This window comes from Mesorhizobium sp. LMG 17147, from assembly GCF_024297145.1.
In the GTDB taxonomy this organism is placed as follows: domain Bacteria; phylum Pseudomonadota; class Alphaproteobacteria; order Rhizobiales; family Rhizobiaceae; genus Mesorhizobium.
In genome coordinates, this window is sequence record NZ_JANCTC010000001.1 from 576,657 (window position 1) to 588,677 (window position 12,021).

At 63.5% G+C, this 12,021-nt stretch carries 11 protein-coding genes and 1 other RNA gene; 3 read left to right on the forward strand and 9 right to left on the reverse strand.

The features are described 5' to 3' along the window. Position 1 precedes the first annotated feature (1 nt). The 8 genes from NMG46_RS02810 to ffs all read right to left on the reverse strand — a co-directional run bounded on the left by NMG46_RS02810 (position 2) and on the right by ffs (position 8,882). The gene (locus NMG46_RS02810; protein ID WP_254816192.1) at positions 2-1,069 is read right to left on the reverse strand and encodes an ABC transporter permease; all 1,068 of its coding nucleotides are present in this window, start codon (positions 1,067-1,069) and stop codon (positions 2-4) included. Between the two features lie 18 nt (positions 1,070-1,087). After that, the gene (locus tag NMG46_RS02815; protein WP_254816193.1) at positions 1,088-2,731 is read right to left on the reverse strand and encodes an ABC transporter substrate-binding protein; all 1,644 of its coding nucleotides are present in this window, start codon (positions 2,729-2,731) and stop codon (positions 1,088-1,090) included. A 200-nt stretch (positions 2,732-2,931) separates the two neighbouring features. Next, positions 2,932-4,209, reverse strand: coding sequence for a lytic murein transglycosylase (locus NMG46_RS02820; protein ID WP_254816194.1), 1,278 nt, complete (start codon positions 4,207-4,209; stop codon positions 2,932-2,934). 178 nt (positions 4,210-4,387) lie between these two features. Next, on the reverse strand, positions 4,388-4,993 hold the full coding sequence (gene recR / locus NMG46_RS02825) for a recombination mediator RecR (protein WP_254816195.1): 606 nt from the start codon (positions 4,991-4,993) through the stop codon (positions 4,388-4,390). 147 nt (positions 4,994-5,140) lie between these two features. After that, positions 5,141-6,079, reverse strand: coding sequence for a cell wall hydrolase (locus NMG46_RS02830; RefSeq protein ID WP_254816196.1), 939 nt, complete (start codon positions 6,077-6,079; stop codon positions 5,141-5,143). A 420-nt stretch (positions 6,080-6,499) separates the two neighbouring features. Further along, entirely contained in the window at positions 6,500-6,823 is a 324-nt protein-coding gene (locus tag NMG46_RS02835) for a YbaB/EbfC family nucleoid-associated protein (protein ID WP_254816197.1), read from the reverse strand. A 31-nt stretch (positions 6,824-6,854) separates the two neighbouring features. Beyond that, positions 6,855-8,681 (reverse strand): DNA polymerase III subunit gamma/tau, encoded by a 1,827-nt coding sequence (locus NMG46_RS02840; protein ID WP_254816198.1) that lies wholly within the window; start codon positions 8,679-8,681, stop codon positions 6,855-6,857. Positions 8,682-8,785: 104 nt separating this feature from the next. Next, positions 8,786-8,882: signal recognition particle sRNA small type (ffs, locus tag NMG46_RS02845), an RNA gene on the reverse strand. Between the two features lie 359 nt (positions 8,883-9,241). Here ffs and NMG46_RS02850 point away from each other — a divergent pair. The 3 genes from NMG46_RS02850 to NMG46_RS02860 are packed head-to-tail and all read left to right on the forward strand — an operon-like array spanning position 9,242 to position 10,969. Then, on the forward strand, positions 9,242-9,661 hold the full coding sequence (locus NMG46_RS02850; protein ID WP_254816199.1) for an HIT family protein: 420 nt from the start codon (positions 9,242-9,244) through the stop codon (positions 9,659-9,661). 38 nt (positions 9,662-9,699) lie between these two features. Next, positions 9,700-10,641 carry an NAD(+) diphosphatase gene (nudC, locus tag NMG46_RS02855; RefSeq protein ID WP_254816200.1) on the forward strand — a complete coding sequence of 314 codons (942 nt, stop codon included), beginning with the start codon at positions 9,700-9,702 and terminating at the stop codon, positions 10,639-10,641. Positions 10,642-10,666: 25 nt separating this feature from the next. Beyond that, positions 10,667-10,969, forward strand: coding sequence for a Dabb family protein (locus NMG46_RS02860; protein ID WP_254816201.1), 303 nt, complete (start codon positions 10,667-10,669; stop codon positions 10,967-10,969). Positions 10,970-10,993: 24 nt separating this feature from the next. On the opposite strand, the gene NMG46_RS02865 is transcribed toward NMG46_RS02860, so the two are convergent. Then, positions 10,994-11,935 (reverse strand): glyoxylate/hydroxypyruvate reductase A, encoded by a 942-nt coding sequence (locus NMG46_RS02865; protein WP_254816202.1) that lies wholly within the window; start codon positions 11,933-11,935, stop codon positions 10,994-10,996. Positions 11,936-12,021 lie beyond the last annotated feature (86 nt).

Sequence of the window (12,021 nt, forward strand, 5' to 3'; positions counted from 1 at the left end):
CTCATCCTGCCTTGGTCCTTGGGTCGAGCAGCCGGTAGAGCAGGTCGGACAAAAGATTGATGCCGATGAAGACCGAGCCGATGATGATCGTGCCCCCAAGCACGGCATTCATGTCGGCGTTCTGCAGCGAGTTGGTGATGTAGAGGCCGATGCCCGGCCACGAAAACACCGTCTCGGTCAGCACCGAGCCTTCGAGCAGCCCGGCATAGGACAGTGCGATCACCGTAACCATCGGCACCGCGGCGTTGCGCAGCGCGTGACCCCAGATGATGCGCGTTTCCGACAGGCCCTTGGCGCGCGCCGCGACGATGTATTCCTGGGTGAGTTCGTTCAGCATGAAGGAGCGCGTCATGCGGCTGATGTAGGCGAGCGAGAAATAGCCGAGCAGCGAGGCAGGCAGGATGATGTGGCGGAAGGCATCGGCAAAAACGTCCCACTGCCGCTGCCAGAGTGCATCCAGCAGGTAAAAGCCGGTAATCGGCGTGAAGGTGTATTCGTAGACGATATCGAGGCGGCCGGGAAAGGCGACCCATTGCAGCTTGGCGTAGAACAGCACCAGCGCCAGCAGCCCCAGCCAGAAGATCGGCACGGAATAGCCGACAAGACCGATGATGCGCACGATCTGGTCGATGATGCTGCCGCGCCGCACGGCCGCCAGCACACCAAGCGGCACGCCGATCACCGAACCGATCAGCGTCCCCAGTGTTGCCAGTTCGAGCGTCGCCGGAAAGGCGCGACGGATGTCCGTCATCACCGGATTGGTGGTCAGCACCGAGGTGCCGAAATCACCGTTCAGGGCATGTTTGACATAGATGTAGAACTGCTCGACCAGCGGCAGGTCGAGACCCATCTCGCGGCGCGTTCGTTCGACGACATTGGTCGGCGCCCGGTCGCCGAGCACCGCCAGCACCGGGTCGATCGGGATCACCCGGCCGATGAAGAAGGTCACCGCGAGCAGACCGAGATAAGTCGTTATCGCGATGACCAGGAATCGGGCGATCGATGAGGCAGCGGCAACGGCGCGAGCGCTGCCGCGCCCCGCCGTCGTTTCCCTTTCAGCCAAGCTCATGCGGCGCGTCCGCCGACATCACTCCTTCGAAACCGGGCCGACGAAGTTGGTGTCGAAGCTCGGACCGAGCGCAAAGCCCTTGAGGTTCTTGCGCAGGCCAGCCACTTCCAGCTGCTGGTGGATGATGACGAAAGGACTGGTATCGAGGATCTTCCTCTGAAGATCCTCGTACATTGCGGCGCGCTTGGCCGAATCCTTCTCGAGCAGGGCCGCCTCCGTCTGCTTGGTCAAGTCCGGAATGTCCCAAGCATTGCGCCAGGCCAGGGTCTTGGTCTTGGCTTCATCCGAATTGTCCGGGTTGCTGGCAAAGGTCTGGGCATTGGAGTTCGGGTCGAAATAATCCTGGCCCCACTGGCCGATATAGATGTCGTGGTTGCGGGCGCGGTATTTGGTCAGCGTCTGCTTGCCGTCGCCGGGGATGATCTCCAGCTTGATGCCGGCCTGTCCCAGCGTCTGCTGGATCGATTCCGCCATGCCGGTGGTCGGCTGGCCGGTGCGTACGTCCATGGTGACGTTGAAGCCGTCGGCGAGACCCGCCTTGGCAAGCAGGTCCTTGGCCTTGGCGACATCGAGCTTGAACGGGTTTTCGTCGAGAGCACCAAGGTCGCCCTTGGGCAGGAAGGTCTGGTGGATCTCGCCGATGCCCTTGAGGATGGTTGAGCTCAACGCGTCGTAGTCGACCAGATATTTGAAAGCCTGGCGGACCTCGGGCTTGGCGAGGTTCGGGTTCTTCTGGTTGAGGCTGATGTAAAAAACCGTGCCTTTCGGCGCGCTGGTGGTGGTGAGATCGGCGTTCTTGGCGATGGCGTCGAGATCGTTTGGCTCGAGATTGCGGGCGACGTCGATATCGCCGGTTTCCAGCGCCAGGCGCTGGCCCGAGCTTTCCTTCATGTTGCGATAGATGACGCGGGCAAGCTTGGCCTTCTCGCCGTAGTAATTGTCGTTGCGCTCAAGGACGACAACCTCGTTGGCGCGCCATTCGCGCAGCTTGAAGGCACCGGAGCCGGCATAGCCGGTCTTCAGCCAGGCATTGCCGAAATCATTGTCCCATTTGTAGTCGGCGCTCGGCGTGACCGCCGCGACATGCTCCTTGACCAGCTTGGCGTCGACGACCGAGGCGACCGTCGCCGACAGGCAGTTCAGCACGAAGCTCGGCGCATAGGCCTTGTCGACGGTGAACTGGAACGTCGTGTCATCAACGGCCTTGGCCTTCTCGGTGACGTTGCCGCCGTCGATGCCGAACTGGCCGATGATGAAGGCCGGGCTCTTGTCGAGCTTGATGGCGCGCTCGAACGAATAGGCGACGTCCGCCGCTGTGATCGGATTGCCGGAGGCGAATTTGAGGCCGGGCTTGAGCTTGAACGTGTAGGTCAGGCCGTCGTCGGAGACGCTCCAGCTTTCGGCGAGATCGCCTTTGACCTTCGAGGTGTCGCTGAGGTCGAGGCGCACCAGGAGATCGTAGGTGTTGCCGGTGACTTCGGCGGTAGACAGTTCGAATGCCTCGCCCGGATCCATGGAGATGATGTCGTCGATGGCGAAACCCTCGACCAGCGTGTCGGCGGGCGTGACCGCGAAGGCAGGCGCACCGGCCAGAAGCAGCGCGGACATGGCGGCGCCCGCGAGCAAGAAGCGGGTGCGTAGAGCAAACTTTTCCATCATCATTTCAACTGTTCCCTGTTTTTGTTGACCTGAGTTCCCGGCTCAGGGTTGTGGCATTTCTTGCCGCGTCGAACGGTGATCCCCGGACCGTCGTATTGGCAATTTTTGTGCGGTTCCAGCTCACCATATCCGGCGGTTTCGAGCGCGGCAACGAGCATTTGCAGAACGGTCGATTGGGCCAGACCGGCGGTGCGAAAATCCGGCTATTTCAGCGCGGTAACCAGGTCGGCGTCGGGAAAGCAGGTAGCGGAACGGCCGTTGCTGGCCTGCCACTTGCCGATCGAGCGGCGCGTCTTGAAGCCAGGCAGGCCGTCGGCGCTGCCGACATCGTAGCCCTTGGCTTCCAGCGCCCGCTGCAGGGCGGCGATGTCGGAGCGGTAGAGCCCGCCGACCGCGCCCCAATTGCCCGAGAAATTGCTGTCGCCATGGGCGATGCGATCGGCGCCATGGCCGATGAACAGGGCATAGAGATCGCTGGTGTTATACTGCTTCAGCACGTAGAAATTGGGGGTCACGATGAAGGCCGGGCCGCTACGCCCGGCCGGCATCAAAAGAAAGCCCTCGGCTTTCAGTTCGCTCGCCGGGAACGGTTTACCCGACACACGCCTGATGCCCATATCAGCCCATTGGGAAATCTTCTTGCCCTGGTCCGGACCTTCGAGCGAGCACGAGACGCTTTCCGGCACCGTCACCTCGAAGCCCCAGCCACGGCCCCTGACCCAGCCATAATGCACGAGATAATTGGCGATCGATGCCAGTATGTCGGGCGTCGAATTCCAGATGTCGGTGCGGCCGTCGCCGTCAAAATCGACGGCATGCTTGAGGAACGACGTCGGCATGAACTGCGGCTGGCCGAGCGCGCCGGCCCAGGACGATTTCATCGCACCGACCGGGGCAAGCCCGCGCTCGACGATCTCCAGCGCCGCCAAGACCTCGGTGCGGAAGAATTCCTTCTTGGTCGACATGAACGCCTTGGTGCCCAGCACCTCGAAGGCGTCATAAGGCAGCTTCGCTGCGCCGAAGCCGCTCTCGCGGCCCCAGATCGCCAGCAGCACTTCGCCAGGCACGCCGTAGCGTTTCTCGATCGCTGCAAGGGTCCTAGCGTTGGCCGCCTCGCGGGTGCGGCCGCCGGCGGTCACCGCACGGACGATCCTTTCGGCGAAATAGGCGCCGGGCGAACCGAACTCGGCCTGATGCTGTTTCCGCGGCGTCGTCGCCTTCTCGCCAGGCTTTACCAGGTCGGGCAGTTTGAGGTTCGGCTTGACGCCGTCGAAGGCGGCATCGAAGGTTTTCCTGGAAATGCCTTTGGCGCTGGCTTCGGGCCAGAGGTCGTTGGCAAGCCAGGTGCGGAACTGGTCGTCGATCTTTGCCGCGGAGGCGGGTGTGGCGAGGATGAGGGCAAAGAGGACTGCAAGAAGAAACGAGACGGCTATGTTGCGAAAACAGCGATCCGTCCCACCCCCCTCTGTCCTGCCGGACATCTCCCCCGCAAGGGGGGGAGATCGGCAGTTTCGATTTCGTCGCCAGTTTCGCAGCGTTGAAGATTGGCGAAAGCCGGCATGACAGCCAATCTCCCCCCTTGAGGGGGAGATGTCCGGCAGGGCAGAGGGGGGCGTGAAAGAACGCAATCATCTCAGAGCTACCCTCCCGCAACTCGCCTCAAAACGCCGTCCGCGAGCGCAGTGCCGCGGCGAGCGTGCCTTCGTCGAGATAGTCGAGTTCGCCGCCCACCGGAACACCGTGCGCCAGGCGCGTCACCTTGACGTTGAAGCCGGAAAGCTGGTCGGTGAGGTAGTGCGCGGTAGTCTGGCCCTCGACCGTAGCGTTGACGGCGAGGATCACTTCCTTGACCTCGCCGCCGGCGACGCGATCGACCAGCGAACGGATGTTGAGCTCATCGGGACCAATGCCGTCGAGCGGCGACAGCGTACCGCCGAGCACATGATAACGCACGTTCATGGCGGTCGCCCGCTCCAGCGCCCAAAGGTCGGCCACGTCCTCGACAACGATGAGCGTGGTGGGGTCGCGGCGCGGGTCGGTGCAGATCATGCATGGATCGGAGGTGTCGACATTGCCGCAGGTCGAGCAGATGCGCACCTTGTCGACCGCCTCGCCCATGGCCGCGGCGAGCGGCGCCAGCAGCTGCTCCTTCTTCTTGATGAGGTGGAGCGCGGCGCGGCGCGCCGAACGCGGGCCGAGCCCCGGCACCTTGGCCAGCAGCTGGATCAGGCGTTCGATCTCGGGACCGGCGATTCGCTTCGACATCGCTCCGGTTTAGGATTTTTCAACGGGTTTTGGAACAGCGCTGAGGCGCGCTGTTCAGCCTGCAAAGAGGCAATCGCCCGGCGTTGCGCCGCCCCTCATTGCCCTGCCGGGCATTTCTCCCCATACAACGCGCCGACGCCGGCCGCCTCAGTTTTCCTCCAGCGGCCGGATCTGGCCGGCGATCATCGCGCCGATGGCGTCGGTGTTCTCGGGCGTCGTCTCGAACGACATTGTCGGCTCTGCCGGCGCCGCCTGGAATGATGTGACCGGCCGGGGGTTCACGGTTCCACCGAAACGGGCCGCGTCCGGTTCCTGCATTGGCTCTTGCAGCGCCACAAGGATTGGCTTCTCCGGTGCCGCCCTCGCCGCGGTCGCCATTCCTGCAGTCACCCTTGTCTGCCTTGCTGGCTGCGATGCGGCGGCGCTAACATAGGTTGCCTTGGCGAATGTCGGCTTGACCTCGCGAGCCGGCTCCGCCGAAGCGACAAGTATGGCCTGAGCGGCAGGCGCTTGCGGCTTGGCCTGGGCCATGGCGACCACCGGTTCGTCCGGCAGCGGCTGCCAGTTGCGGCCGCGCTTTTCATAAAAGGCATTGCCGCCGGCGACCATGGTGTAGTGCATGTTCTTGTAGGGGAAGCGCAGCCCGGCGGTGTGGAAATACATGGTGTTCTTCAACTTGGCTTTGCGCTCGCCCTTGAGCACCGCCTCGGCGGCCTCCTCGACGTCGGGCATCGCCTTCGAATTCATCGGCCGTGTCATGACGCCCGGCGCGAACTGCCCGCGCTCGCCAACCACTTCGCAGATGGTGCTGCCGTGCTTGCCGGACCGCAGCCGGTTCATCACCACGGTGCCGACCGCAATCATGCCGTCACGGCTCGACCGGTTGGACTCGAAGAACATCGCCCGCTCCAGGCATTCCTTCTCCTTCGGCGTGGAATTGTAGGAGCGCGAGCTCAGGAAACCCGGCGTAATGGCATCGGTCAGGCTGGACATGCCGTGCGAGGCGGTCTGACTGCAAGCGGCCAAAAACAGCGGCGAGATAACGACGCCGAGCCGCAACGGCGTCTTCCATCGGGTAGAGATCAACAGGTGTCCCCTCATTCTGCTGCCAGCCCGCCCCTGGTTGCGGCAAGAATGAGACACTTTCAGGCAAAAAGATGGCTAAAGCGTTATTAGTTTTGGGGCGTTGCCCAATAGACACAGCTGGCGGGCGAAGAGCGTTGGATCGCTGCCCTCTTCGGTCAGGTGCCGGCATGGTTCCAAGGATTCATGCCGTGACCTTGGAGCGCCGCAATCTCCGCAAGAGGGCTTGCCCAAGCCTGGAGAGATTGGTTCAGTCGACGCGGTAACTGTAAACACAGCTCGAGGTGTGCTGAGATTCAGGTCAGGCCGAGCCGAAAATGGCGGCTTCCGAGAACCGGAGCGGAGCGTACGTTTCGTACGTGAGCACCGGAAGCGCAGGAAGCCGCCGTTTGCAGGCCGGCATCACCTGAATATCAACACACCTTAGAACGGCAGCTTCATTCCCGGCGGGATCGGCAGTCCCGCGGTCAGCGCCTTGGTCTTCTCCTGCATGATCTGCTCGACCTTGGTCCTGGCGTCGTTGTGGGCAGCGAGGAGCAGGTCCTCGAGAATCTCGACCTCGTCCTCCTTGAACAGCGCCGGGTCGATCTTCAGCGACTTCATCTCGAATTTGCCGGTCAGCGTCACGCTGACCAGGCCGCCGCCGGCCTGTCCGGTGGCTTCCAGCGTGGCAATCTCATCCTGCATGGCCTGGAACTTGGCCTGCATTTCCTTTGCCTTGCCCATCAGGCCGAGAAGATCTTTCATCGCACGGTCCTTTGCAGTTGGTGCTGGTTGTTCAGGTTTCGTCGTCGTCGGCCGGCGGCTCGACCGGCACTTCGGCCTCTGCCGCATCGGCTTCCGGCGCGTCGGGAATGCGCACATCGATGATCTTGGCGCCGGGAAAGCGCGCCAGGATGGCGGCAACCGTCGGGTCGCTCTTGGCATCGAGGAAGGCGTTTTCGCGCTTTGTCGATTCCATCTCGGCCAGCGTCTGGCCGCCCTCCTCCTTCGACAGCGACACCAGCCAGCTGCGGCCCGTCCAGGCGCGCAGCTTGGCGGTCAAATCGTTGAGCAGCATCTTCGGCGCATCGTCGGTCAGGCTGACGTCGATACGGCCGGGCTCGATGCGCACCAGGCGCACGCAACGCTTCACCAGCACCTTGAAGGCCATGTCGCGCTGGGCGTCGGCAAGGGCGACAATATCGGCCAGCGATTTCACCGGCACCGGCGGCGCCTCGACCACCGGCTCCGGCGGAGCAACGAAGTTGGTCGGCACGGGCTCGGCCTCGACCAGGCGCATCGTCTGCGCGCCGCCATTGGCCGTCGGCATCCGCGTCTGCGCCACGGCACCGGCACCACCGCTTGCAGGCGCATGGTTTGCGGGGCCGGGGCTTGCCGGCGCGCCATTCACGCGCGGCGCCGCGCCCGGCGGCGAAACGCCGTTCTCCAGCGATTTCAGCGCCTCGTCCAGCGTCGGCAGGTCGGCGGCATGCGCCAGCCGGATCAGCACCATCTCGGCGGCGCTGACCGGGCGGTTGGAGGTCTGCACCTCGGGAATGCCTTTCAAGAGCATCTGCCATGTCCGCGACAGCACCTTGACCGACAGCGTGCTGGCGAAATCGGCGCCGCGCCGGCGCTCGTCCTCGGACAGCGAGGCGTCGTCGATGGCAGTCGGCACGAAACGCAGACGGGTGACCAGATGGTTGAACTCGGCAAGGTCGGTCAGCACCGCGGCAGGATCGGCGCCGGTATCGTACTGGGCACGGAATTCGGCAAGCGCGGCGGCGACGTCGCCCTTCATGACATGCTCGAACAGGTCGACGATGCGGGCGCGGTCGGCAAGGCCGAGCATGGCACGCACCGCTTCGGCGCTGACCGCGCCGCCGCCATGGGCGATCGCCTGGTCGAGGATGGACTGCGCATCGCGCATCGAGCCTTCGGCTGCGCGGGCGATCATCGCCAGCGCATCGTCTTCAACTTCGATGCCCTCCAGACCGGCTATCCTGGCAAGGTCGGCCTTGATCATTGCCGCATCGATGCGCCTGAGGTCGAAACGCTGGCAGCGCGACAGGACGGTGATCGGCACCTTGCGGATTTCGGTGGTGGCGAAGATGAACTTGACGTGCGGCGGCGGCTCTTCCAGCGTCTTCAGCAGGCCGTTAAAGGCCTGGTTGGAAAGCATGTGCACTTCGTCGATGATGTAGACCTTGTAGCGCGCCGACACCGGGGCGTAGCGCACACGCTCGATGATGTCCCTGATGTCATCGATGCCGGTATGCGAGGCGGCGTCCATCTCGATGACGTCGACATGCCGGCCTTCCATGATCGCCTGGCAATGCTCGCCGAGCACGGCAAGGTCGACGGAAGGCTGGTCGACCGTCGGTGTTTTGTAGTTCAGGGCCCGGGCGAGTATGCGCGCGGTCGTGGTCTTGCCGACGCCGCGCACGCCGGTCAGCATCCAGGCCTGGGCGATGCGGCCGGTGGCAAAGGCATTGGTCAAGGTGCGGACCATCGGCTCCTGGCCGATCAGCTCGGAGAAATTCGACGGTCGGTATTTGCGCGCCAGCACGCGGTAGGCGGCAGGCTTGTCCAATTTCCCGGCCTCGTTTCCGGCTTCGCTCATTCGCCCGTTAAGCTCCAAGGGCTGCCACTGGAGGCGGCCGATTCCTGCGCATAGTTTCGCCCGCACGGCTTGGCGCCGTCAATGTCGGGGCAAAAGGCGAAGAGGCGGGAGGCTGGAACAATGACCCGTTCCGGGCTCGTTAGGGCTGCTTCCTTCCGGACCTGACCCGGTTGGCGAGTGGACCGTCCACCACCAACCTCCCAGCCTCCATATCGGCAATCCGGCGATGAAATGCAAGTGCGGATGATAGGGGCCTGAGCGGCGACGAAAGCTGAAACCAAAAACCCGCCTCGGCGGGCGGGTCGTTGGTGCGAATAATCACAGTAGCGGGATTAGTAGCATAGCTGCCGGCACAAAGCAAGAACAAAATGTGGCCGCGATCAAAATCGTCGATCTCGGCGGACGGCGCCAACCTGATGCAATTTGCCCGGGCCTTCACTTTCTTCGCGCACAATCAGCGCCGCGACGGCCAATGTTGCTTGCTGCCCCTTGCGGCCCTTCGGAAGCCGCTCTAGCGTCGATAGAGTTCAAAAAAACGTCAAAAAGTGAGGGAAACGCCGATGCTGCCGGGCCTCAAGGCCGGATTCACGCTTGACGCCAAGCTGGAAGCCGACAGCGAACAGCTGATGTGGCTCGGCCTGTGCGAACTGCGCGTCATGAACGACCGCCGCTGGCCATGGCTGCTGCTGGTGCCGCAGCGGCCGGGCATCGAGGAAATCCACGATATGACGCCGCTCGACCAGGCGATGCTGACCTTCGAGACCAACATGGTGGCGCTGGCGCTGAAGCGGGTGACCGGCTGCACCAAGATCAACACCGGCGCACTCGGCAACATCGTGCGCCAGTTGCACGTACACGTCGTTGCGCGCTCGGAAGGCGATCCCGGCTGGCCTGGCCCGGTGTGGGGGCACGGCCTGCGCGAGCCCTATCAGCGCTCCGACCTTCGCAAGTTTGCGGAAAAGATCAAGGCAGCGCTATAAGCCTCCCCCGTGTCCATCTTGAACCTTCCCGAGTCTGCATGAGCTTTCGCCTGTTTGACGCGCCCTTGCGCGAGCCGAGCCAGTTCGTCGGCTTCGCCGGCAACATTATCGACCGGCAGTCCGAAAACCGCGCCGACGATTCCGTCGAAAAGGCGCTCGCCGATCCTTCGGCGCGGCTTTTGCTGATGCGTGGCGGCCGGCTCTATCTGAAGCTTGCGCAAGGCGCATTCGACCCCTGGTTCGGCGTGGCCGAATGCCGGCCGCTCGAAGCATCGCTCGAAAACGGCGTGCTGCTCGGTTTTTCCGAAAGCGGCCCGGTGCTGGCGGTGCCGGCCGGAGTCGAGCCCGAGCAGCTTCCCGAGACGATCAAGGCCATCGACTATCGCTCGGTCTATATGCAGGGGTTGATCGACGAAGCGGCCGCCGGCGCGCTGGCGCAAGGGGCGGCGCTGCTTGCCTGGCATGCCAGCCATCGCTTCTGCAGCAAATGCGGCACCGAAGCCGAGATGCGGGCGGGCGGTTACAAGCGGCATTGCCGGGCCTGCGGGATGGAGCACTTTCCGCGCACCGACCCAGTGGCGATCATGCTGACGGCAACACGCGAAAAATGCCTGCTCGGCCGCGGCCGGCATTTCGGGCCCGGCATGTATTCGGCGCTCGCCGGTTTCATCGAGCCGGGCGAGACGATCGAGGCGGCGGTGCGCCGCGAAACGCTGGAGGAAGCCGGCATTCGGCTAGGCCGCGTCGTCTACCACGCCAGCCAGCCCTGGCCGTTTCCCTATTCGCTGATGATCGGCTGCTTCGGCGAACCGCTCAACGACGATATCCACCCCGACTTCAACGAGCTGGAAGATTGCCGCTGGTTCTTTCGCGACGAGGTGCTCTCGATGCTGGCCCGCGAGCATCCGGGCGGCCTGGTGACACCGCCGAAGGGGGCGATCGCCTATAACCTTATCCGCGCCTGGGCCGACAGCGCGTGATACGAAGACATCGCAGGAGCAAAAAATGATCCGTCACACCGTCGTGTTCACGCTAAAGCACCCGCCGCATTCGCTCGAGGAAAAAAGGTTCCTCGCCGACGCCAAGACGATCCTCACGGCGATAAAGGGCGTCACGCATTTCGAGCAGTTGCGGCAGGTCAGCCCCAAGAACGACTACCGTTTCGGCTTCTCGATGGAGTTCGCCGATCAGCGGGCTTACTCCGGCTACAACGACCATCCCGACCACGTCGCCTTCGTCCGCGACCGCTGGATCCCGGAGGTCGAGGCGTTTATGGAGATCGACTACGTGCCGCTCGGCTGGGGCTGAGACCGGAAAGCGACGCTCTAAAAATCAATACCCCGCGTCGCGATCGACCACATTTTCCAGCGCTTCGCCGCGCTCGAAGGCATCCATCTGACGCAGCATGATCGGCGCCAGGTGAACCGGATCGGAAGTTGCCGCCGCGTGCGGCGTCACGAACACTTTCGGGTGGCTCCATAGCGGGCTGGTCTTCGGCAGCGGCTCGACCTCGAACACGTCGAGGCTGGCTTCCTTCAGCGTCCCGTCGTCCAGCGCGCGCAAAATGTCGGCGTCCTTCTGCAGCCTGCCGCGGCCGGCATTGATCAGCACCGAGCCGCCGAGGCCATTGCGCTTGCGCAGCTCCTTCAGCACGCCGTGGTTGATGATGCCATGCGTCTGTGGCGTCAGCGGCAACAGCACCACCAGGATATCGGTGGCGTTGAGGAACGGGATCAGCCCGGCCTCGCCCGCGTAAGTCGAGACACCTTCCATCGGCCGATCGCTGCGCGACCAGCCATTAACGGGAAAGCCGAGCGACAACAGTACCGATGCCGCAGCACGGCCAAGCGTGCCGAGCCCCATAATGCCGACCGAGATGTCGCCGGCCGGCCGCTGCTGCGGCTCGTGCCAGATCTTCTTCTGCTGCTGGGCGCGGTAGAGCATGCCCTGGCGATGGTGGTCGAGCACCCGCCAGACGACGTATTCGGTCATGTACTGGGTAAGGTTGTCGGCCACCACCTTGACGACCGGTACGTCGGGCAAGGTGGGATCGGCGAAAATGTGGTCGACGCCGGCGCCGATCGAGAAGATAGCCCGCAGATTGGGCAGCGACGACAACAGGTTCGGCCGCTGTTTCCACACCACCGCATAGGTGATCGAGGGATCGCCGGCGCCATTCGGCTCGAGCACCACTTCGCGCTCCGCCGACAGCAGTTCGCGCCAGCGCAGCGGATGAATACCGGTGAGGGCAAGCAGGATGCGGCCTTTTTCCATTGCGGATTGTTTTTCCCTTTTACCAACAGCGTTCGCGTCCGGACTCGCAAGGGCGCGGCAGCGTTTTGATTTTGTGCATGATCTCT